This is a genomic window from Roseiarcus fermentans (assembly GCF_003315135.1).
Lineage (GTDB): Bacteria > Pseudomonadota > Alphaproteobacteria > Rhizobiales > Beijerinckiaceae > Roseiarcus > Roseiarcus fermentans.
The window spans coordinates 241,488-261,255 of the sequence record NZ_QNRK01000001.1; the positions used below are offsets into that span (position 1 = coordinate 241,488).

Here is a 19,768-nt window from a genome sequence, read left to right on the forward strand (position 1 = left end):
GGAGCGATTTTTTCCGCAGGAGGCAAGCGGTGGCATGGGTTGCTTCGTCGCTTCGCTCCTCGCAATGACGGGGTTGGGAGTAACGCCACTCGTAACACCCAAGCCTTGGCGCGCCTCGGGAAGGACGGGCGGTCGTCGACGCCGAGGCGATTGCGCTTTTCGGCGTCCTCGCGAGGAGCCCCAAGGGCGACGCGGCGATCGAGGGGCCGCCTGCGCCGACGTTGAAACGCGGCGAGGCCCGGCATACGCCAGACCTTGGCCGCGCCCCCTGGATCGCCACGTCGCTTCGCGCCTCGCGATGACGGCGTTTCTGACGCGGGCCGGCGATGGGCGCCTCTCCGGCTCCGGAAACGGGACTTTTCAAGAGCTTGTGACCCATTTCGGTTCCGAATCCCCGCGCCCCGCGCAACGGCCGGGGCCGCCGGACGGGCGGCGAAGCCGGCAGGCGCGAGGGCGCCGGCCCACGGCGGCAGCCGAACCTCAGGCGTCGCCAACCCTCCGTTCGCCATGGTCGAGAACCCTTCAGAAGCGTTCCGCCGACCGGCGGCGGCGCGGGATCAACGCGGCTCGCAGGGCGGCCGTGATTCGAAGGCTAGCACATCCTTCTGCTTTCCAGAAGCGATTGTCGGGCGTCCGCCCGCAGTTTTCCCCAACCCCTCGGGAGGACGGCGGCGGAACGGGCGCTCGGTCGCGCCGACGGGCGCCGCGCCTCCCGCCGTCCGCGATTTCGTATAGAAGTTCTCCATGACCTTCGGTGCGATTCGCATTCTCGGCGTCGATCCCGGCCTCCGCAACACCGGCTGGGGGCTGATCGAGTCCGTCGGCTCGCGGCTGAGCTTCCTGAGCTGCGGTTCGATTCGCACCGATGCGAAGGAGTCGCTCGCCGAGCGGCTGGCCGTGATCCATTGCGCGTTGACCGACCTCATCATCGCGAACGGTCCGCACGAGGCGGCGGTGGAGGAGACGTTCGTCAATCGCGATCCGCAATCCACCCTGAAGCTCGGCCAGGCGCGCGGCGCGGCGATCGCGGCGCTGGCGATCAGGGACCTGCCCGTCTCGGAATACGCGGCCAACCTGGTCAAGAAGACAGTGGTGGGCGTCGGCCACGCCGAGAAGACTCAGGTCGCGATGATGGTGAAAATGCTTCTGCCGGCGTCCGACGCGGCGAGTCCCGACGCGGCCGACGCGCTCGCGGTCGCCATTTGCCATGCCCAGCACCGCACGGCGCGAGCGCGGGGCGCGGCATGATCGGCAAGCTGCGCGGCATCGTCGACAGCGTCGACGCGGACGAGCTGATCCTCGACGTCAACGGCGTCGGCTACCTGGTCGCCGCCTCGGCGCGATCGCTCCGGGCGCTGCCGCCGCGCGGGGAGCCCGCCGAACTCCTGATCGAGACCCACGTCCGCGAGGACGCGATCAAGCTCTACGGGTTCGTGACCGCCGCCGAACGGGACTGGTTTCGCCTGTTGCAGGGCGTGCAGGGGGTCGGGGCCAAGGTCGCGCTCGGGATTCTCGGCGCGCTGACGGCGGACGCGCTCGCCTCCGCCATCGCCCGCCAGGACAAGGCGACGATGGCGCGCGCGCCCGGCGTCGGGCCGAAGCTCGCGGCGCGGCTGGTGCTCGAGCTCAAGGACAAGGCGCCCGCCGGCGCGGCCGGGTTCGCGATGGCGCCGGGGGAGGTCGAACGGGATTCCGCCCTGCCCAAGGCGGCGCAGGACGCGATCCTCGCGCTCGTCGGCCTCGGCTATGCGCAGCCGCAGGCGGCGGCGGCGATCGCAAAGGCGTCCGCGGCGCTCGGCGCCGAGGCCGAGACCGCGACGCTGATCCGGGCGGGCCTGAAGGCGCTGGCGCAATAGCCGGGTTTTTGCGATATTGAGATCGATCATCAACAGGTAAGGCGAATGTCCGCCACAGCGACCGTGTCATCCAAGTTCCAGATCGCCATCCCGAAGGAAGTTCGTGAGCGAATGGGCCTGCGGCCGGGGCAGAAGGTCGCCTTTATCGCCAAGCTCGACGGCGTGATGATCGTTCCCGTGCCGGAGCGCGAAGACATTCAGGGGATGGCGCGCGGAGCGAACCCCGAGGGATATCGCGACCGGAACGACCGCTTCTGATGCGGGTCGTCGACACATCCGCCTGGATCGAATGGATGCGGGGCTCCGCGCTCGGAGAGTCGCTCGCTCCCCAGTTGCCTCGCAACGAAGAGTGGGTCGTGCCGACGGTCGTTCAGTACGAGCTGGCGCGCTGGCTTATGCGGGAGGCGTCCGACGCGCAGGCGTCCCGGGTCCTGGCGTTCACCACGGAGCTCGTGGTCGCGCCTCTGACGACCGACATCGCCACGAAAGCCGCAGATTACGCGGCGCTCTACAAACTCGCCATGGCGGACGCGGTCATTTACGCCACGGCGAGCGACGCGCGCGCCGATCTCCTGACCTGCGACGCCCACTTCGCCGAATTGCCGAACGTGACCTATGTCCGCAAGGCGCCTGTCGATGACTGACGTTTCCCTCCGCCGTCAGCTCCGGGCGCGGGAGCCATGACCGCTCCCGCCCCGCCCCGGCGCTTTCTCGCGCCCTTTCTCGGCATCGCGTTCGTGTTCGCGGCGATCGGGCCGCCGGTCGGCGGCGCGACCTTCCTGCCCGTCGCGGCGCTCCTCGAGGCCCCGGCGTCGTCAGCGGGGGGGTTCGCCTTCGCCGCCGTGGCCGGGATGCTGTTCGGCCACTGGATTTTGTTGTTTCCCGCTTATGTGATCGGCCTCGGGCCGGCGGCGGCGACCGGCGTCCTGTACGCGCTCTGGGACGCCGCCGCGCCGCCGCGCTGGCCGCGCGCGCTCGCAGCCGCCGTGATCGGCGGCCTCGTGGCCTATGCCGTCGCGCTTCGCCTGGCGGCGCTCGGGACCACGCTCGACATGATGTTCCAGACCGACTTCGACGCGCCGGTCCTGCACTCGATCAGCCTGACCGAGCCTGACCGGGCGGCGACGGCCTCGATCGGGACCGGGCTCGTGCGCGCTTTCGTGGCGGCCGGCGCGGTCGCGGGCCTCGCTTGCGCGATGGTCTCGAGCCTGATCGGCCTGACCATGCAGCCGACCCCGCCGCCCGCGACGTCCGGGGGGGCGGTCGATGGCTGACGCCCCGCGCCGCCTGATCTCCGCCGAAAAACGGCCCGAGGATGACGCGGCGCTGCGCCCGCAGGTGCTGGCCGATTTCACCGGCCAGGAGGCGGCGCGCAAGAACCTCAAGGTGTTCATCGAATCGGCCAAGGCGCGCGGCGAGGCGCTCGACCACGTGCTGTTCGTCGGCCCGCCGGGCCTCGGCAAGACCACGCTGGCGCAGATCGTGGCGCGCGAACTCGGCGTCAGTTTCCGCTCCACTTCGGGGCCGGTGATCGCCAAGGCCGGCGACCTCGCCGCGCAATTGACCAATCTCGAGCCGCGCGACGTCCTGTTCATCGACGAGATCCATCGGCTGAACCCGGCGGTCGAGGAAATCCTCTACCCGGCGATGGAGGACTTTCAGCTCGACCTCATCATTGGCGCCGGGCCGGCGGCGCGGTCGGTGAAGATCGACCTCGCCCGATTCACCCTGATTGGCGCGACGACGCGCGCCGGCCTGCTGACGACGCCGCTGCGCGACCGGTTCGGCATCCCGGTGCGGCTCAACTTCTATACCGCCGAAGAGTTGCAGAGCATCGTCGCGCGCGGCGCGCGCGTCATCGGCATCGGGCTCTCGGACGAAGGGGCCAACGAAATCGCCCGGCGCTCCCGCGGCACGCCGCGCATCGCCGGCCGGCTGCTGCGGCGGGTGCGCGATTTCGCCGTCGTCGAGGGCGCGGCCGAAGTGACGCGCGCGCTCGCCGACGCGGCCCTGCGGCTCTTGGACGTCGATTCGATCGGCCTCGACCAGATGGACCGGCGCTATCTGGACGCGATCGCGCTGAAATTCGGCGGCGGGCCGGTCGGGGTCGAGACGATCGCGGCCGCCCTCTCGGAGCCGCGCGACGCGATCGAGGACATCATCGAACCCTACCTCATCCAGCAGGGTTTTGTGCAGCGGACGCCGCGGGGGCGGCTGCTCACGCCGCACGCCTTTCGCCACCTCGGCCTCGCCGAGCCGCGCCGCGAGGGCCGTGAACTCGACATGTTCGACGACGAATGACCCGATCCCCGTCCGCCCCGCCGCCGTCGCACGGCCAACGTCTGCAGAGGTTTTTCCGTTTCCCGGTGACCGCCGACCTCGCGGCGGCGCCGCCCCCTCCACCGTCCTTCGGACGGTCCCCCTCCCCCGTTTCGCTTCGCTTCACGGGGGAGGAAAACGCCGGCGCCCCTGATTTCCTCCCCTGCCGGAGGCGGGGGAGGGGGACCATGCGAAGCATGGTGGAGGGGGCAGTCGCCAAAAACGCGACGGCTGGGGAGCTGCGCTTGCCCGATGCCGTCGCCCCCCGCGGCGGCGTCCGGGTCCGGGCGACGAGCTCGCAGCCGCGGCACGCCCCATGACCGCGCGGCGGATCGATCGCGTCGCGTCTTTCCTCGAGGCGCTCGCCGCCGAGCGCGGCGCGAGCGCCCATACCATCGAGGCTTATCGGCGCGACCTCACCGACTACACGGCGCGCCTCGCGAACCAGGGCCGGACCGAGCTGACCGTCGGCCCGGCGGACGTTCGCGCCTATCTCGCCGCCTGCGGCGAGGCCGGCCTCAAGGCCGCGTCGCTCGCCCGCCGGCTGTCCGCCATCCGGCAGTTCCACAAGTTTCTCTATGCCGAAGGGATGCGGGCGGACAACCCGGCCGTCGCGATCGAGGGCCCGCGCCGCGGCCGGCCGTTGCCGAAGGTGCTGACGGTCGACGACATGACGCGTCTGATCGAGGCCGCCCGGCAGGGGCTCGACGACGCGGAACGGCCGCTGCGCGAGCGCCTCGCGCTGGCGCGCATGACGGCGCTGGTCGAGCTCCTGTACGCCTCGGGCCTGCGCATTTCCGAGGCGTTGGGTCTGCCCAAAGCGGCGGCGCGGACGAAGGAGCCCTTCCTCGCCGTGCGCGGCAAGGGCGGCAAGGAGCGGCTCGCCCCGATTTCCAATCCGGCGCGCGCTGCGCTCGCCGTCTACCGGAGGCTGCTGACCGAAGCCTCGCCGGGCCTCGCCGCCTCGCCGTGGCTGTTTCCGGCCGCGAGCGAGAGCGGCCATCTGACGCGCCAGGCTTTTGCCCGCGACCTCAAGACGGCGGCCGCGGCGGCCGGCATCCCCGCGGCGCGGATCAGCCCGCACGTCCTGCGCCACGCCTTCGCCAGCCACCTGCTGCAGAACGGGGCCGACCTGCGCGTGGTCCAGGACCTGCTCGGCCACGCCGACATCTCGACCACGCAGATCTACACCCACGTGCTCGACGAGCGCGCCAAGGCGATGGTGCGCGATCTGCATCCGATGAACGACGGGGAGGTCGAACCCCGATGACGGACGATGCGCCGTGGCGCGCCGCGCCCGACGGCGTCGTCGTCGCCTGCCGCCTGACGCCCAAGGGCGGGCGCGACGCGATCGACGGCGTGGCGCGTCTTTCCGACGGACGGCGCGTGCTTCTGGTCCGGGTGCGCAGCGCGCCCGAGGACGGACGCGCCAACGACGCGCTGCGCGGCCTCCTGGCCAAGGCGCTCGATGCGCCGACGTCGCGCGTCCAACTCGTCGGCGGCGCGAAGAGCCGGCTGAAACAGGTCGCGGTCGGCGGCGATCCCGCGGCGCTGATCGCCCGGCTCGAGGCGCTTTGAGACAACCGACCGCATGCGCGCGCCATTGCGCTTCCGCGGAAAAAGGATTTCGATGCGGTCGATTGCCGGGCGTCGGCGCGAGGGACGCGCCGGGGAGCGACGCGGTTTCAGGGAAGCGGTCGGTCAGGAGGACGGAAATGAAATCGGTCATGATCGCGAGCGTCGCGCTCGCGGCGCTCGTCGCGGGCGCGGCTTCCGCGAAGACGCTCGTCTACTGCTCCGAGGGCAGTCCCGAAAACTTCACCCCGGCGGTCAACACCACCGGAACCAGCTTCGACGCGGCGCGGCCGGTCTACAACCGCCTGACCGAGTTCAAGCGGGGCACGACCGAAGTCGTTCCCGGGCTCGCGGAAAGCTGGGACATCGCCGACGGCGGCAGGACGATCACCTTCCACCTGCGCAAGGGCGTGAAGTTCCATTCGCTCAAGGACTTCAAGCCGACCCGCGCGTTCGACGCCGACGACGTGATCTGGTCGATCGAGCGGCAGTGGAAGCCCGACCACCCCTACGCCAAGGTTTCGGGCGGCAAGTACGACTACTTCAACGACATGGACATGCCGGCCCTGCTCGATTCGGTGACCAAGACCGACGACCATACGGTGGTGATGAAGCTCAAGGAGCCCAACGTCGCCATCCTCGCCAACCTCGCGATGGACTTCATGGCGATCGGCTCGAAGGAATACGCCGACTTCCTGCTCAAGAAGGGGACGCCGGAGCAGTTCGACCAGGCCCCCGTCGGCACCGGTCCGTTCGCATTCGTCGCCTACCAGAAGGATTCGGTCATCCGCTACAAGGCGAACAAGGATTATTACGGCGAGAAGGCGCTGGTCGACGACCTCGTCTTCGCCATCACCCCCGACGCCACCGCCCGCTACGCCAAGCTCAAGGCCGGCGAATGCCACATCAACGGCTATCCGCGCCCGGCCGACCTCGCCGAGATGCAGAAGGACCCGACGCTGAAGGTGTTGCAGTCCCCGGGGCTCAACATCGCGTACTGGGCGTTCAACACCGCCAAGCCGCCGTTCGACAAGAAGGACGTGCGGGAAGCGCTGTCGATGGCGATCGACCGCGACGCGATCATCAAGGACGTCTATCTCGGCGCCGGCGAGAAGGCGACCACGCTGATCCCGCCGACCATGTGGTCGTTCGACGCCAAGATCCCGGACGTGCCCTACGACCCGGAGAAGGCGAAGGCGCTGCTCGCCGCCGCGGGGGTGAAAACGCCGCTCGAGATCGATCTCTGGTACCAGCCGGTCGCGCGCCCCTATAATCCCAACGGCAAGCGCATCGGCGAGATGATGCAGGCCGATCTCGCCAAGATCGGCGTCGACGCCCGGCTCCAGACCTACGAGTGGGGCGAGTACCGCAAGCGACTGGAGAACGGCGAGTCGATGACCGGGCAGATGGGCTGGACCGGCGACAACGGCGATCCCGACAACTTCTTCTTCCTGCTCGGCTGCCCGGGCGGAAAGGCGGCCGAGAACAACATTCCAAAATGGTGTAATGCAGAATTCAACGACCTTCTGGTCAAGGCGCGGACGGTCGCCGACCAGGCGGAGCGGGCGAAGCTCTACCAGCGGATGCAGCAGATCGAGCACGACGAGGCGCCGGAGCTGCTGCTGGCGCATTCGATCGTGTCGGAGGCGATACGCGCCAATGTCGAGGGCTACAAGCAGAGCCCGCTCGGCACGCATATGTTCGAAGGCGTGGACATCAAGTAGGTCAGCGCGCAACAGGGTCCGGCCTTCGGCCGGGCCCTCAAGCCATTCGGGACGGCCATGCTCGCCTATTTCCTCCGCCGTCTCGCGCTGACGATCCCAACCTTTCTCGCGCTGATGTTCCTCACCTTCATCGCGATCCGGCTGGTGCCGGGCGATCCGGTCGAGGTGCGGGTCGGCGAGCACGGGATCTCGCCCGAGCGGCTGGCGTTTTTCCGCCACGAGCTCGGTCTCGACCTGCCGGTGTGGCGGCAGTTCCTCGACTACGTCTGGCGGCTTCTGCACGGCGATTTCGGCGTGTCGCTCGCGACCCAGCAGAAGGTTCTGACCGAATTCCTGACGCTGTTTCCCGCGACCCTCGAGCTGTCGTTCTTCGCCATGGCGTTCGCCGTGATCGTCGGCGTGCCGGCGGGCGCGATCGCGGCGGTCAAGCGCGGCAGCGTGTTCGATCAGGCGTTGATGACGGTCTCGCTGTTCGGCTACTCGATGCCGATCTTCTGGTGGGGCCTGCTGCTGATCATGTTCGTCTCGGTCCGGCTCGGCCTCCTGCCGGTGTCCGGCCGGATCGACCTCATCACCTATTATTTCGACCAGCCGACCGGCTTCATGACCGTCGACGCGTTGCTGTCAGACCAGCCGGGCGCCTTCCTCGACGCGCTCAGGCACCTCGTCCTGCCGGCGATCGTGCTCGGCACCGTTCCGCTCGGGGTGGTGGCGCGCATGACGCGCTCCTCGATGCTGGAGGTCCTCGGCGAGGACTATGTGCGCACCGCCCGGGCCAAGGGGCTGTCGCCCGGCCGCGTCATCGGCGTCCACGCGCTGCGCAACGCGCTGTTGCCCGTCGTGACGGTGATCGGCCTCTCGGTCTCGGGCCTGATGGCCGGCGCGGTGCTGACCGAGACCATCTTCTCGTGGCCCGGCGTCGGCAAGTGGCTGATCGAATCGATCGGCCGGCGCGATTATCCGGCTTTGCAGGGCGGCGTGCTGCTCGTGTCGGCCGTGGTCATTCTCGTCAATCTGGTCGTCGACCTCGTGTACGGCGCCGTCGATCCGAGGATCCGTCATGGCCGCTGACGTGACGGCCTCGGAGTCCGGCGACAGCGGCGCGGCCGCGGTGCTGGCGCAGCCGTCGCCGCTCGCGGCCTTCTGGTCGGCGTTCGGCGAGAACAAGGGCGCGGCCTTCGGGCTCGCCGTCTTCGGCCTCGTGCTGATGCTGGCGCTGGCCGCCGATCTCGTCGCGCCCTATTCGCCGATCGAGCAGTTCCGCGACGCCGTGCGCGCGCCGCCGGTGTGGGAGACCGGCGGGTCGTGGCGCTTCATTCTCGGCACCGACGGCGACGGCCACGACATGCTCTCGAGGCTCATCTACGGCGCGCGGGTGTCGCTGTTCATCGGCTTCTCGGTCATGTGCGTGTCCTTCGTCATCGGCGCCGCGCTCGGCCTCGCCGCCGCGATGACGGGACCGGTGGTGGACACGGCGGTGACGCGCCTGATGGACCTGATCATGGCGGTGCCGAGCCTCGTGCTGGCGATTCTGGTCGTCGCGGTGCTGGGGCCGAGCCTCACCAACACGATCGTGGCGGTGACGATCGTCTACCTGCCCCGCTACGTGCGCCTGGTCAGGGCCTCGGCGCTGGGCGAACTGAACAAGGACTACGTGACCGCCGCGAAGGTCGCGGGCGTCGGTCCGTTTCGGCTCGCCTGGTCGACCGTACTGCCGAACTGTCTCGCGCCGCTGATCGTGATGGCGGCGCTCGGCGTGTCCGACGCCATCCTGGAGGCGGCTGGCCTCGGGTTCCTCGGCCTCGGCGCCCAGCCGCCGACCCCGGAATGGGGCTCGATGCTGGCCGACTCGCGCGAGTTCATTCGCTCGGACCCGTGGATCGTCACCCTGCCGGGCCTCGCCATCCTGATCACGGTGGTGGCGATCAACCTCGCCGGCGACGGCCTGCGCGACGCGCTCGACCCGAAGATGCGGCGGGGATAGGCATGGCCGTTGATTGCGCCAAGATCCCTGACCTGATCGCGATCGTCAAAGCGGCCGCCCCGACGATTCAGGCTGTCGGCCCGACCTTGGTGCTTCTCGGCGGCGTCCTCGCGTGGCTCGCGAACCGGTTTCTCGGGTGGTGCGTATGGGTCTTTGATCGCTTCGTCCGGCGACGCGATCTGATGAAGGCGCTGCTGGCGGAGATCGCGAGCAATTCCGAGGCCGAAGCCGTCTATTACCCGGGAGAGGCGCCCGAGGGCGAAATTCCGGACCGCGCCAGAGACTTCATCAAGGGGCTGAAAGGGGAGCTTGGCCCTTACAAGCCGCTCGCGCCCTATGTAGCCACGGTTCCGGGCAACCCCGTTTACGAGAAGGCGATTGATTCCCTTCCGCTCCTGCCCAGCGGAGTCATCAAGGCGATCGTCGCCTACTATTCAGCCAGCGTCTCGCTCACCAACCAGTTGCTCGACTTTCGCGAGGACGCCTTCCTGAAGCTCAGTCAGCGTCGTCAGCTGGAAATCATAGCCATGCTGTGGAACGTCATCGGAAGAGACGTCGAGCGCACGGCCCGGAAGGCGAAAGCTGCCCTCCGCTGGGCGCTGTGGAAAAGCGCGCTCGGCGGGTCGGCGGTTCTTGCGGCGATCGTCGGCGCATGTGTCGCGGCGTTCTTTGTCGTACAGTCGCCGGTTTCAAGCCTGGCCGCCGCCTTCACACAGGCGGCAATATGGGCCTCAGCATGTGAAACTCCCACACTTCGAGCGACCGGGGCGTCGCCTTGACCCTCATATAGCACGAGGCGCCTGATTTTTCCATGACCCTCCTCGATATCCGCAACCTCACCGTCACCTTCGCCACCCGTCGCGGCGCCTTCACCGCCGTCGACGGCGTCGACGTCGCGGTCGATCGCAACGAGGTTCTGGCGATCGTCGGCGAATCGGGGTCCGGCAAGTCGGTCGCGATGCTGGCGGCGATGGGCCTCCTGCCGAAGACCGCGACCGTGACCGCCGACCGAATGAATTTCGACGGTCTCGATCTCATGGCCCTGTCCGCCGACCGGCGCCGCCGCCTCGCCGGCAAGGACATGGCGATGATCTTCCAGGAGCCGATGACGTCGCTCAATCCCTGTTTCACCGTCGGCTTCCAGATCGGCGAGACGCTGAGCGCGCATCTCGGCCTCGCCCGCAAGGCGCGGGCGGCGCGGGTGGTCGAGCTCCTGGCCGAGGTCGGCATCCCCGATCCGGCGCGGCGCGCGCGCGCCTATCCCCACCAGCTTTCCGGCGGCATGAGCCAGAGGGTGATGATCGCCATGGCGCTCGCCTGCCGCCCGAAGCTCCTGATCGCCGACGAGCCCACGACCGCGCTCGACGTGACGATCCAGGCGCAGATCCTCGATCTGCTGCTCCGCCTCAGGCGCGAGAACGGCATGGGCCTCGTGCTGATCACCCACGACATGGGCGTGGTCGCCGAAACCGCCGACCGGGTGATCGTCCAGTACGCCGGCCAGCAGGTCGAGGCGAGCCCGACCCGGGCGCTGTTCGCCGACCCCCACCATCCCTACACCGCAGCCCTGCTCGCCGCCCTGCCGGAGCGGGCGACCGAGCGTCGCCTGCCCGCCATTCCCGGCGTCGTGCCGGGGCAGTTCGATCGCCCGGCGGGCTGCCTGTTCTCGCCGCGCTGCGCGTTCGCCTTTTCGGCCTGTCATCGCATCGCGCCGCGCCGCGCCGGCCCCGAACTCGGCGCGGCGCTCTGCCACACGCCGCTCGCGGCGGGCGTCCCGCAGCCGGGCGCGTTGCAGGAGGCGGGCGCTTGACCGCGGCGCTCGAAGCCCGCGGCCTCGCGCGCGACTATTCCGTCGCGCGCGGCGCCTTCCGCCGGCCGGCGCTGGTGAAGGCGCTCGCCGGCGTGTCGTTTTCGCTCGAAGTCGGGCGCACGCTGGCGGTCGTGGGGGAATCCGGCTCGGGCAAGTCGACGCTCGCCCGCCTGCTGACCCTGATCGAGGCGCCCAGCGCCGGCGCGCTCCTGATCGAGGGCGAGGACGTCGCCCATGCGACACCGGCCACGCGCCGGCGCCTGCGGCGCGAAATCCAGATGGTGTTCCAGAACCCGTACGGATCGCTCAATCCGCGCCAGACGATCGGCAAGGCGCTCGAGGAGCCGCTTCTGGTCAATACCGACATGAACGCCGCGGACCGCCGGGCCGCCTCGCTCGCGATCATGGAGAAGGTCGGCCTGAGGCCGGAATACCATCACCGCTATCCGCACATGTTCTCCGGCGGCCAGCGGCAACGCATCGCCATCGCCCGGGCGATCGTGCTGCGGCCCAAGATTCTGGTGCTCGACGAGCCGGTCTCGGCGCTCGACGTGTCGATCCGGGCGCAGGTGCTCAATCTGCTCGCCGGCCTCAAGGACGAATTCGGCCTCGCCTACGTGTTCGTCTCGCACGACCTGTCGGTCGTGCGCCACATCGCCGACGAGGTGATGGTGATCTACCTCGGCCACGCGGTCGAGACGGGGTCGCGCGACGCGATCTTTCACGACGCCCAGCACCCCTATACGCGCGCGCTTCTGTCGGCGACGCCGGTCGCCGATCCGACCGCCCGGCGCGAGCGCATCCTGCTGACCGGCGAGCCGCCGTCGCCGATCGCGCCGCCGCCGGGCTGTCCGTTCCATCCGCGCTGCCCACTCGTCTTCGATCGCTGCCGGGTCGACAAGCCGCCGGCGGAAACCAAACGCGGCCGCGAGGTCGCCTGCTGGGCGGTTACCCCATGAGCGCGATCGAGACATACGATTACATCATCGTCGGCGCGGGGTCCGCGGGCTGCGTGCTGGCGAACCGGCTCACGGCGGACCCGCGCAACCGCGTGCTGCTGATCGAAGCCGGCGGCAAGGACGACTGGATCTGGTTCCATGTTCCCGTCGGCTACCTGTTCGCGCTCGGCAATCCCCGCGCCGACTGGATGTTCCGGACGGAAGAGGAGCCCGGACTGAACGGCCGCTCGATCGCCTATCCGCGCGGCAAGGTGCTCGGCGGCTGCTCGGCGATCAACGGCATGATCTACATGCGCGGCCAGGCGGCCGACTACGACGGCTGGAGACAGCTCGGCCTCGACGGCTGGGGCTGGGACGACGTGCTGCCGTACTTCCTGCGCCACGAGGACCATCATGGCGGCGCCTCGGCAATGCACGGCGCCGGCGGCGAATGGCGCGTCGAACGGCCGCGCGTCTCCTGGCCGATTCTCGATGCGGTGCGCGAGGCCGGCGCCGAGATCGGCATTCCGAAGGTCGACGACTTCAACCGCGGCGACAACGAGGGGTCGGCCTATTTCGAGGTCAACCAGCGGCGCGGCCGGCGCTGGAGCGCGGCCACCGCGTTTCTGAAGCCGATCCTGCGCCGCCCCAACCTCAGCGTCGTCGATCGCGCTCACGCCGAGACCATCCTGTTCGACGGTCCGCGCGCGGTCGGCCTCGCCTATGTCCGCGACGGGACCCCGTTCGAGGCGCGGGCGCGCGGCGAAGTCCTGCTGGCGGCCGGGGCGATCGGCAGCCCGCGGCTGCTGGAAATCTCGGGCCTCGGCCGCCCGGGCGCGGTCCAGGCGATCGGCGCGCGGTTGCGGCGCGCGCTGCCCGGGGTCGGCGAGAACCTTCAGGATCACCTGCAACTGCGCGCGATCTTCCGCGTCGCTGGCGCGCGCACGCTCAACGTCGACTACCGGTCGCTCTGGAAGCGCGGGGCGATGGGGCTCGATTACGCGCTGCGCCGCCGCGGCCCCCTGACCATGGCCCCGTCGCAAGTGGGCCTGTTCGCGAAGTCGTCGCCGGATTGCGCCACCGCCAACGTCGAATTCCACGTCCAGCCGCTGTCGCTCGACCGGTTCGGCGAGCCGCTCCACCCCTTTGCCGCGATCACCATCAGCGTCTGCAACCTGAGGCCGACCAGCGTCGGTTCGACCCACGCCACCAGCGCCGACCCGCACGCCGCGCCCGCGATCCGGCCGAACTACCTGTCGACGCCCGAGGATCAGCGCGTCGCGGTCGAATCGATCCGGCTCGCCCGGCGGCTCGCGGCGGCGCCGGCGCTCGCGCGCTATCGGCCGGACGAGCTCATCCCGGGCGCGGCCCTCGAGAGCGAGGACGAACTGGTCGAGGCGGCGGGCGACATCGGCGCCACGATTTTCCATCCCGTCGGCACGGCGAAGATGGGCCGCGCCGACGATCCGCTGGCGGTCGTCGACACGAGGCTCAGGGTGATCGGCGTATCGGGGCTCCGGGTGGTCGACGCGTCCGTCATGCCGCGGATCGTCTCCGGCAACACCGCCGCCCCGACCATGATGATCGCGGAGCGCGCGGCGGAGATGATCCTCGCCGACGCCAGGGGCTAGCCGACATGCCCGGCGACCGGCTCGCGCTTCCGCCCGACGGCCGGCAGTCGGAAACGGCGCTGACGATCGCTCGCGGCGTGCGCCGACTTCTGCGGGCGCGGGGATTTTCCAGCCTGACCGAGCTGCCGCTGGTCGACGGACGACGGGCCGACATCGTCGCGGTCAACGGCGAGGGCGAGGTGCTGATCGTCGAGATCAAGTCCTCCGCCGCCGACCTCCGGGCCGACCGCAAGTGGCGCGACTATCTCGCGGCCTGCGACCGGCTCTATTTCGCCATATCGGCGGCGACGCCGGCGGCGATCATGCCGGCCGAGGCGGGGCTGATTCTGGCCGACGCCTACGGCGCCGAAGTTCTTCGCGAGGCGGATCCGAGACGGATGGCGTCGGCGACGCGCCGGGCGGTGCTGCTCCGCTTCGCCCAGGCCGCCGCCGACCGGCTGCACCGCCTGGCCGACCCGTCGGGGGGATTCGACGTGTGAGGCCGGCGTCCTGGGCGTCGCCGCCCAGGCCTCGGCCGGGACGGGCGCCGGACCGGCCGATGACGACCGCTCAATGCGCATGGCGCGACCGCCGGCGCGAAGCGCTTCAACGACGGCGTCCCGTTTTCCGCACCCCATCCGGCGCTGCGCGCCACCTTCCCCAGCAAAGCTGGGGAAGGGTCAGTGCGACATCAGCACGGGAAGCGACTGCTGGCGCATCAGATCGAGGCTCACGCCGCCGAACAGGCCTTCGTAGAGCCGCGAATGGCCGAAGGCGCCGGCGACGATCAGGTCGGCGTCCTGGGTGTCGAGGCTCGCAAACAGCGCTTCGATCGCCGTGAGATCGCCGGTGTTGGTCCAGTCGGAGATGTGCGCCGTAACGCCGTGCATCTCGAGATGCTCGAGCAGCATGACGGCCGAGGCGCGCAGGTCGCTCGGGCGCGACGAGAAGCAGAACACCGTCACCTTCTGCGCCGTCGCGAGGAAAGGCATGGCGTCGTGCACCGCGCGCAGGGCCTCGCGGCCGCCGTTCCAGGCGATGACGACGTTTTGGCCGACCGTGCCGCCGGTCCAGTCCGGCGGCATGATCAGCATCGGCGCGCCGGAGTCGAGCAGGGCGCGGTCGAGCGCGCCGCGACGCACGGCGTCGCGGGAGGCGCCCGCCGGCGCGGGCGCGACGATCAGATCGACGCAGTGGGTGAAGGCGTCGCCCTCGCCGGGCTTGTCGGCCGGGACGAACACGGACTTGAACCCCGCGGCGCCGGTCAGATCCTCGAATCCCTTCGCGGTGACCGCGCCCTCGTCCGCCGCGAGCGCGCCCGTCGTCGCGGTCGCGTCGACGCCGATCAGGCGGGCGCCGTGGGCCTTGGCCAGGGCGACGGCGAACTTCAGCCGCTCCATCGATTCCGCGGTCGGGTCGAGATAGACGAGAATGTCCTTGTAAGTCATGGCTGCCTCCGTGCCGTTCCCGCGTCTTCGACGGTTGTAGCATGCCAGCGGCCGCGCGGCTAAGGCGACGCGAGGTCGCGCCGGCGCTGGTTCAGTAATCCACCCGCGCCAGATAGAGCCCGTGCGCCGGCGCGACCTGCCCGCACCGGCTGCGCTCGGCGGCGGCCAGCGCCGCTGCGAGGTCGGCGGCGGTCCAGCGCCCGGCGCCGACGTCGATCAGCGAGCCGACCATCGAGCGCACCTGTCGATGCAGGAACGACAGCGCGCTCACCGCGAACGTGATCGCGTCGCCGTCGCGCGCGACGTCGAGCCGGTCGAGGGTGCGGATCGGCGATTTCGCCTGGCACTGCGCGTCCCGGAAGGTGGTGAAGTCGTGGCGGCCGATCAGGGCGCGCGCCGCCGCGCGCATCGCCTCGACATCGAGGCTCGCTTTCACCCGCCAGGCGCGGCCGCGGTCGAGCGCGAGCGGGGCGCGGCGGTTGACGACCCGATAGACGTAATGGCGCGCCCGGGCGGAATGGCGGGCGTCGAAATCGTCGGCGACCGGCTCGACCGCGAGGACTGCGACCGGATGGGGGACGCAATGCGCGTTGAGCCCCTCCGACAGCCGGAACGGCGCCCAGCCGCGCTCGAGGTCGATGTGGGCGACCTGCCCGGTCGCATGCACGCCGGCGTCGGTCCGGCCCGCTCCGGCCACGACCCGCGTCTCGCCGGTCATGGCGAAGGCCGCCTCCTCCAGAACCTGCTGCACCGAGAGACCATTGTCCTGCCGCTGCCAGCCGACGAACGGCGCGCCGTCATATTCGAGTGTGAGCTTGTAGCGGGGCATCGAGGCCGGCGGCTTCTTTGAGGACGCGCATTCCTTATGCGACCGCCGCGCCGGTGGAAACGCCAAGTCCCGCTCCCGGGGCTCGTGGGGGAACTTTCGGGCGAAGCGCGGCGTTGGCCCGACAGCCGATGTGTCGAGCCCAGGGAGACCGAATCATGGACGCAGTGCAGGAAACCGGCAGTCTGATCGCCGCGAGCAAGGTGCAGGGAACCACTGTCTACAATTCCGCAGGCGACAATCTCGGCGCGATCCACGACGTCATGATCGACAAGCCGTCCGGCAAGGTCGCCTATTCATGTCGTTCGGCGGCGTCCTCGGGATCGGCAATCAGTATCATCCGCTGCCGTGGTCGGTTCTCCGCTACGACACGGACAAGGGCGGCTATGTCGTCAATCTCGACAAGAGCCAGCTCGAAGGGGCGCCGGCCTATGACGTCGACGAGGCGCCGACGTGGGGCGACCGTGCGTTCGAAGGCCGCATCCACGACTATTACGGCGTCGGACCCTATTGGGGCGGCCTGTAGACGAGGCCCCGCCCCGGGGGTTCGTCATGATCCGCCGCGCGGCGCGGCGGCGATGGCGTCGTCGAGCACTTCGAAGATCCGCGGCTCGACGCAGCGAGCGACGTTGAACCTCAGGCAGCCGCGCCCCAGGTCGGACGCGCTGAACGCCGGCCCCGGCGCGAGCAGCACTTTCTTCGTCAGGCTGTAGCGGGCGACGTCGGCGGCCGCGATTCCGTCGGGCAGGCGCGCCCAGAGAAAGATGCCCGCGCGCGGTTCGATCCACGGCTCGAGCCCATGCGCGCGCAGCTTGCGTAGGGCGTGGCCCATCGCGTCGGCGGCCTTGCCGCGCAGGGCGTCGAGATGGCGGCGATAGTTGCTCTCGGTCAGCACGCGATGGATCATGGCTGCGCCGGTCACGCTGTTGCCCATGGAGGTCGCGAGTTTGAGGTCGACGAGCGGGCCGATCCAGTCGGCCGCCGCCGCGATGTAGCCGCAGCGCGTCGCGGCGCCGACCGCCTTGGTGGCGCTGCCGACCTGGACGACGCGGCGCAGGCCGTCGAGGCCGGCCAGTCGGATCGCCGGCTCGGGCTCGAAATCGCCGAACGTGTCGTCTTCGAGGATCAATAGATCGTAGTCCTCGGCAAGGCGCAGGACGCGATGGGCCTTCGCAGGCGAGAGCGTCGCCCCGGTCGGGTTCTGAAGGCCGGCGTTGGTCAGATAGAGGCGCGGCCGGTGTTCGATGATGAGGCGTTCGAGCGCTTCGACGTCCGGACCGTCCGGGGCCAACGGCGCGGCGACGACGTTGGCGCGATTGGCCTTCAGGAGCGACAGGAAGTTGAAATAGCAGGGGTCGTCCACCACCACCGTGTCGCCCGGCCGCAACAGGAACCGGCAGACGAGGTCGAGCGCTTGCGAACAGGAATCGGTGACGATCACCTGGTCGGGATCGACCAGCACGTCGCGCTCGGCCAGGCGCACCGAAAAGAGACGGCGCAGCGGCGCAAAGCCCATCGGCTCGTCGTATTGGCGCCGCCGGTGCGCGCCGTCGCGAGCGGCGAGCCGCAGGGCGCGCTGGACGCCGAGGTCGAGCACCCAGGAATCCGGCAGCCACCCGGCGCCGGGGCACAGAAAGTCCGGCAGCCCCATCATCGCGTGCTGATTGATCCAGGAGGGATCGATCGCCGGCTCCGGCGGCGGGTCGGCAGGCGCCGGCGCCAGGGGCCGGGCGGGGCCGGCGACGAAAAAGCCCGAGCCGCGGCGCGCCACGACCGCGCCCTCGGCGGCGAGCCGCTCGTAGGCCTCGACCACGGTCGATTTCGAGACGCCGAGTTTTTCCGCGAGTTCCCGCACCGACGGCAGCCGCGCCCCGTGCGCCAGCGTACGGGTCGCGATGCGGTCGCGAATATGCGCGACGGCGCCTTCGACCCGCGAGGGAGGACGAGCGTCCATGGCTTGGACTCCAAAGTGTCCGGACATTGAAACAGTACAGTTTGACGGAACTGTACTGAACTGTCTCTGGCGCTTCAAGGCCGGCGAGACAATGCTGGCGGCGAAAGGAGGCGCCCATGTCGCCCTTGAATCGAGTCTGGTCCCGGTTTTCCGAACTGGCCGCGCGCGCGGCCGCCTGGCCGTTTCGGGTCGCCGCGGCCCGGGCGACGATGCGGGCGCTCGCCGGCATGGATCGCCGCGAATTGATGGATATCGGGCTGACGGTCAGCGATGTGCGCGACGCCTCCGCCCTGCCGCTCGACCGCGATCCGACCGCGCTGCTCGCCCGCCGCGCCCGCGAGCGCCGCCGGGACGCCTTCGCGCCGCCGACCGCGCCGGAGCCGCCGCGCGAGCTCGGCGGTCCGCGACCGGCGCGCGCGGACGGTCCGGCGTCGCCTGCCCGGCCGCGGCCGTTCCCGGACGGGCGAGCGCTCAGAACAGGCTGAGTTGCCCGCCGGCCTCCTTCGCCTGCGGCGGGGGCTTCACGAACAGGTCGGTGCGCAGCGCCAGCGGCGTCTCGCGGAAACCCAGCCGCCGCGCCGTCATCTCGAAGCGGCGGCCGACCATCCAGGCGTAGGGACCCGAGCCCGCCATCCGTCGGCCCCATTGCGCCTCGTAGTCCTTGCCCTCGCGCATCGACTGGACGAGCGACACGGAGCGCTTGAGGCGGTCGGGAAAATGGACCTGCAGCCATTCGCGGAACATGTCGCGCAGTTCGAGCGGCAGGCGCAGCACGATGGTTCCGCCCTCGCGCGCCCCGGCGGCCCAGGCGCGGTTCAGGATCGTCTCGATCTCGGAATCGTTGACCGCCGGGATGACGGGCGCGACCATCACCCCGGCCGGCACGCCGGCGTCGTTCAGGCGCGCGATCGCTTCGATCCGCTTGTCCGGCGTCGGCGCGCGCGGCTCCATCTTGCGCGCCAGCGCGCGGTCCATCGTCGTCACCGACAGGAAGACCTTGATGAGGCCGTCGCGCGCCATGTCGCTCAAGATGTCGAGGTCGCGCAGGACGAGATTCGATTTGGTGACGATGCTCGCCGGGTGGCGCGTTTTCCGCAAGGTCTCCAGGATCGAGCGGGTGATCCGGTACTGGCGCTCGATCGGCTGATAGGGGTCGGTGTTGGTCCCGAGCGCGATCGGCGCGGGGGTGTAGCGCGGCGCCGCCAGTTCCCGTTCCAGCGCCGCCGCCACGCCCTGCTTGGCGAACAGCTTGCTCTCGAAATCGAGGCCCGCCGACAGTCCGAGATAGGCGTGGGTGGTGCGGGCGAAGCAGTAGAAGCAGCCGTGCTCGCAGCCGCGGTACGGGTTGATCGAACGGTCGAACGGGATGTCGGGCGAGGCGTTGCGGGTGATGACGCTCTTCGGCTTTTCCCAGGTCACCTCGGTGACGAGCGGCTCGGCGGCTTCGTCGCGCGTCCAGCCGTCGTCGAAATCCTCGCGCGCCTGGATCTCGAACCGGCCGGAAACGTTGGTCGCGGCGCCTCGGCCGCGCCGCCGCTCCGACGGGACGAGGCGTTCGGCGATCGCCGCGGGCTGATGACGCGGGTCGGGGGAGAGTGCGGTTCGGCGCATGGTCATGACGATGTCCCGCGGTGGTAGGAACAAATCATGAACATGAGATAGGGCGCCCGCGCCCGCGCGTCAAGGGCGCGCCTCCCCGCCGATCGTGCGTCCAGGCGCGATCG

The 19,768-nt window shown here is 70.0% G+C and carries 22 protein-coding genes and 1 pseudogene; 19 read left to right on the top strand and 4 right to left on the bottom strand.

Translation table 11 applies throughout. The features are described 5' to 3' along the window. Positions 1 to 744 precede the first annotated feature (744 nt). From ruvC to DFR50_RS01195, 16 genes are all read left to right on the top strand, one after another. Entirely contained in the window at positions 745 to 1,248 is a 504-nt protein-coding gene (gene ruvC / locus DFR50_RS01120; protein WP_113887334.1) for a crossover junction endodeoxyribonuclease RuvC, read from the top strand. Further along, the gene (gene ruvA, locus DFR50_RS01125; RefSeq protein WP_113887335.1) at positions 1,245 to 1,856 is read left to right on the top strand and encodes a Holliday junction branch migration protein RuvA; all 612 of its coding nucleotides are present in this window, start codon (positions 1,245 to 1,247) and stop codon (positions 1,854 to 1,856) included. Before ruvC ends, ruvA begins: the two co-directional genes overlap by 4 nt. A 45-nt stretch (positions 1,857 to 1,901) precedes the next feature. After that, positions 1,902 to 2,114, top strand: coding sequence for an AbrB/MazE/SpoVT family DNA-binding domain-containing protein (locus DFR50_RS01130; RefSeq protein WP_113887336.1), 213 nt, complete (start codon positions 1,902 to 1,904; stop codon positions 2,112 to 2,114). Next, on the top strand, positions 2,114 to 2,500 hold the full coding sequence (locus DFR50_RS01135) for a type II toxin-antitoxin system VapC family toxin (protein ID WP_113887337.1): 387 nt from the start codon (positions 2,114 to 2,116) through the stop codon (positions 2,498 to 2,500). Before DFR50_RS01130 ends, DFR50_RS01135 begins: the two co-directional genes overlap by 1 nt. A gap of 36 nt (positions 2,501 to 2,536) precedes the next feature. Next, complete coding sequence (locus DFR50_RS01140) at positions 2,537 to 3,130, top strand: hypothetical protein (protein WP_113887338.1); 594 nt, start codon at positions 2,537 to 2,539, stop codon at positions 3,128 to 3,130. Beyond that, positions 3,123 to 4,157, top strand: a complete 1,035-nt coding sequence (ruvB, locus tag DFR50_RS01145; RefSeq protein ID WP_113887339.1) for a Holliday junction branch migration DNA helicase RuvB — start codon at positions 3,123 to 3,125, stop codon at positions 4,155 to 4,157. Before DFR50_RS01140 ends, ruvB begins: the two co-directional genes overlap by 8 nt. 334 nt (positions 4,158 to 4,491) lie before the next feature. Then, on the top strand, positions 4,492 to 5,445 hold the full coding sequence (locus DFR50_RS01150; protein ID WP_113887340.1) for a site-specific tyrosine recombinase XerD: 954 nt from the start codon (positions 4,492 to 4,494) through the stop codon (positions 5,443 to 5,445). After that, positions 5,442 to 5,753, top strand: a complete 312-nt coding sequence (locus tag DFR50_RS01155) for a DUF167 family protein (RefSeq protein WP_113887341.1) — start codon at positions 5,442 to 5,444, stop codon at positions 5,751 to 5,753. Before DFR50_RS01150 ends, DFR50_RS01155 begins: the two co-directional genes overlap by 4 nt. Positions 5,754 to 5,890: 137 nt before the next feature. After that, positions 5,891 to 7,474: an ABC transporter substrate-binding protein gene (locus tag DFR50_RS01160; protein WP_113887342.1), complete on the top strand. Its 1,584-nt coding sequence runs from the start codon at positions 5,891 to 5,893 to the stop codon at positions 7,472 to 7,474. 57 nt (positions 7,475 to 7,531) lie between these two features. Next, positions 7,532 to 8,545, top strand: a complete 1,014-nt coding sequence (locus DFR50_RS01165; RefSeq protein WP_113887343.1) for an ABC transporter permease subunit — start codon at positions 7,532 to 7,534, stop codon at positions 8,543 to 8,545. After that, on the top strand, positions 8,535 to 9,458 hold the full coding sequence (locus DFR50_RS01170; RefSeq protein ID WP_113887344.1) for an ABC transporter permease subunit: 924 nt from the start codon (positions 8,535 to 8,537) through the stop codon (positions 9,456 to 9,458). The genes DFR50_RS01165 and DFR50_RS01170 overlap by 11 nt, the downstream gene beginning before the upstream one ends. Positions 9,459 to 9,460: 2 nt before the next feature. Then, entirely contained in the window at positions 9,461 to 10,237 is a 777-nt protein-coding gene (locus tag DFR50_RS01175; RefSeq protein WP_113887345.1) for an MDR/zinc-dependent alcohol dehydrogenase-like family protein, read from the top strand. Between the two features lie 32 nt (positions 10,238 to 10,269). Continuing rightward, positions 10,270 to 11,268, top strand: coding sequence for an ABC transporter ATP-binding protein (locus tag DFR50_RS01180; protein ID WP_113887346.1), 999 nt, complete (start codon positions 10,270 to 10,272; stop codon positions 11,266 to 11,268). Next, positions 11,265 to 12,227, top strand: a complete 963-nt coding sequence (locus DFR50_RS01185; protein ID WP_113887347.1) for a dipeptide ABC transporter ATP-binding protein — start codon at positions 11,265 to 11,267, stop codon at positions 12,225 to 12,227. Before DFR50_RS01180 ends, DFR50_RS01185 begins: the two co-directional genes overlap by 4 nt. Beyond that, positions 12,224 to 13,837, top strand: a complete 1,614-nt coding sequence (locus tag DFR50_RS01190; protein WP_113887348.1) for a GMC family oxidoreductase — start codon at positions 12,224 to 12,226, stop codon at positions 13,835 to 13,837. The genes DFR50_RS01185 and DFR50_RS01190 overlap by 4 nt, the downstream gene beginning before the upstream one ends. Positions 13,838 to 13,842: 5 nt before the next feature. Next, complete coding sequence (locus DFR50_RS01195) at positions 13,843 to 14,316, top strand: MmcB family DNA repair protein (RefSeq protein WP_113887349.1); 474 nt, start codon at positions 13,843 to 13,845, stop codon at positions 14,314 to 14,316. A 180-nt stretch (positions 14,317 to 14,496) separates the two neighbouring features. Here the strand turns inward: DFR50_RS01195 and DFR50_RS01200 are convergent, their stop codons facing one another. Both DFR50_RS01200 and truA read right to left on the bottom strand, forming a co-directional pair. Further along, a complete protein-coding gene (locus DFR50_RS01200; protein WP_113887350.1) occupies positions 14,497 to 15,264 on the bottom strand; it encodes a universal stress protein in 768 nt (255 codons plus the stop codon). A gap of 91 nt (positions 15,265 to 15,355) precedes the next feature. Then, a complete protein-coding gene (gene truA / locus DFR50_RS01205) occupies positions 15,356 to 16,093 on the bottom strand; it encodes a tRNA pseudouridine(38-40) synthase TruA (protein WP_113887351.1) in 738 nt (245 codons plus the stop codon). A 155-nt stretch (positions 16,094 to 16,248) separates the two neighbouring features. On the opposite strand from truA, the pseudogene DFR50_RS32740 reads away from it, so the two are divergent. Together DFR50_RS32740 and DFR50_RS32745 are read left to right on the top strand one after the other, a co-directional pair. After that, positions 16,249 to 16,335 (top strand): annotated as a pseudogene (locus DFR50_RS32740) (PRC-barrel domain-containing protein); the annotation flags it as partial. Positions 16,336 to 16,388: 53 nt separating this feature from the next. Further along, positions 16,389 to 16,616: a hypothetical protein gene (locus tag DFR50_RS32745; protein ID WP_245427250.1), complete on the top strand. Its 228-nt coding sequence runs from the start codon at positions 16,389 to 16,391 to the stop codon at positions 16,614 to 16,616. Between the two features lie 24 nt (positions 16,617 to 16,640). Here DFR50_RS32745 and DFR50_RS01215 read toward each other — a convergent pair whose 3' ends face one another. Further along, positions 16,641 to 18,044, bottom strand: coding sequence for an aminotransferase-like domain-containing protein (locus tag DFR50_RS01215; RefSeq protein WP_113887352.1), 1,404 nt, complete (start codon positions 18,042 to 18,044; stop codon positions 16,641 to 16,643). Positions 18,045 to 18,160: 116 nt separating this feature from the next. On the opposite strand from DFR50_RS01215, the gene DFR50_RS01220 reads away from it, so the two are divergent. Next, complete coding sequence (locus DFR50_RS01220) at positions 18,161 to 18,529, top strand: DUF1127 domain-containing protein (RefSeq protein ID WP_113887353.1); 369 nt, start codon at positions 18,161 to 18,163, stop codon at positions 18,527 to 18,529. Here the strand turns inward: DFR50_RS01220 and DFR50_RS01225 are convergent. Next, positions 18,516 to 19,661, bottom strand: coding sequence for a PA0069 family radical SAM protein (locus DFR50_RS01225; protein ID WP_113887354.1), 1,146 nt, complete (start codon positions 19,659 to 19,661; stop codon positions 18,516 to 18,518). The two genes, DFR50_RS01220 and DFR50_RS01225, sit on opposite strands and share 14 nt — an antisense overlap. Positions 19,662 to 19,768: the final 107 nt, after the last annotated feature.

Excerpts from the sequence above, each read along its gene's own strand:
- ruvC (WP_113887334.1), top strand. The coding sequence starts at position 745 with ATGACCTTCGGTGCGATTCGCATTCTCGGCGTCGATCCCGGCCTCCGC.
- ruvA (WP_113887335.1), top strand. The coding sequence starts at position 1,245 with ATGATCGGCAAGCTGCGCGGCATCGTCGACAGCGTCGACGCGGACGAG.
- DFR50_RS01130 (WP_113887336.1), top strand. The coding sequence starts at position 1,902 with ATGTCCGCCACAGCGACCGTGTCATCCAAGTTCCAGATCGCCATCCCG.
- DFR50_RS01135 (WP_113887337.1), top strand. The coding sequence starts at position 2,114 with ATGCGGGTCGTCGACACATCCGCCTGGATCGAATGGATGCGGGGCTCC.
- DFR50_RS01140 (WP_113887338.1), top strand. The coding sequence starts at position 2,537 with ATGACCGCTCCCGCCCCGCCCCGGCGCTTTCTCGCGCCCTTTCTCGGC.
- ruvB (WP_113887339.1), top strand. The coding sequence starts at position 3,123 with ATGGCTGACGCCCCGCGCCGCCTGATCTCCGCCGAAAAACGGCCCGAG.
- DFR50_RS01150 (WP_113887340.1), top strand. The coding sequence starts at position 4,492 with ATGACCGCGCGGCGGATCGATCGCGTCGCGTCTTTCCTCGAGGCGCTC.
- DFR50_RS01155 (WP_113887341.1), top strand. The coding sequence starts at position 5,442 with ATGACGGACGATGCGCCGTGGCGCGCCGCGCCCGACGGCGTCGTCGTC.
- DFR50_RS01160 (WP_113887342.1), top strand. The coding sequence starts at position 5,891 with ATGAAATCGGTCATGATCGCGAGCGTCGCGCTCGCGGCGCTCGTCGCG.
- DFR50_RS01165 (WP_113887343.1), top strand. The coding sequence starts at position 7,532 with ATGCTCGCCTATTTCCTCCGCCGTCTCGCGCTGACGATCCCAACCTTT.
- DFR50_RS01170 (WP_113887344.1), top strand. The coding sequence starts at position 8,535 with ATGGCCGCTGACGTGACGGCCTCGGAGTCCGGCGACAGCGGCGCGGCC.
- DFR50_RS01175 (WP_113887345.1), top strand. The coding sequence starts at position 9,461 with ATGGCCGTTGATTGCGCCAAGATCCCTGACCTGATCGCGATCGTCAAA.
- DFR50_RS01180 (WP_113887346.1), top strand. The coding sequence starts at position 10,270 with ATGACCCTCCTCGATATCCGCAACCTCACCGTCACCTTCGCCACCCGT.
- DFR50_RS01190 (WP_113887348.1), top strand. The coding sequence starts at position 12,224 with ATGAGCGCGATCGAGACATACGATTACATCATCGTCGGCGCGGGGTCC.
- DFR50_RS01195 (WP_113887349.1), top strand. The coding sequence starts at position 13,843 with ATGCCCGGCGACCGGCTCGCGCTTCCGCCCGACGGCCGGCAGTCGGAA.
- DFR50_RS01200 (WP_113887350.1), bottom strand. The coding sequence starts at position 15,264 with ATGACTTACAAGGACATTCTCGTCTATCTCGACCCGACCGCGGAATCG.
- truA (WP_113887351.1), bottom strand. The coding sequence starts at position 16,093 with ATGCCCCGCTACAAGCTCACACTCGAATATGACGGCGCGCCGTTCGTC.
- DFR50_RS32745 (WP_245427250.1), top strand. The coding sequence starts at position 16,389 with ATGTCGTTCGGCGGCGTCCTCGGGATCGGCAATCAGTATCATCCGCTG.
- DFR50_RS01215 (WP_113887352.1), bottom strand. The coding sequence starts at position 18,044 with ATGGACGCTCGTCCTCCCTCGCGGGTCGAAGGCGCCGTCGCGCATATT.
- DFR50_RS01220 (WP_113887353.1), top strand. The coding sequence starts at position 18,161 with ATGTCGCCCTTGAATCGAGTCTGGTCCCGGTTTTCCGAACTGGCCGCG.
- DFR50_RS01225 (WP_113887354.1), bottom strand. The coding sequence starts at position 19,661 with ATGACCATGCGCCGAACCGCACTCTCCCCCGACCCGCGTCATCAGCCC.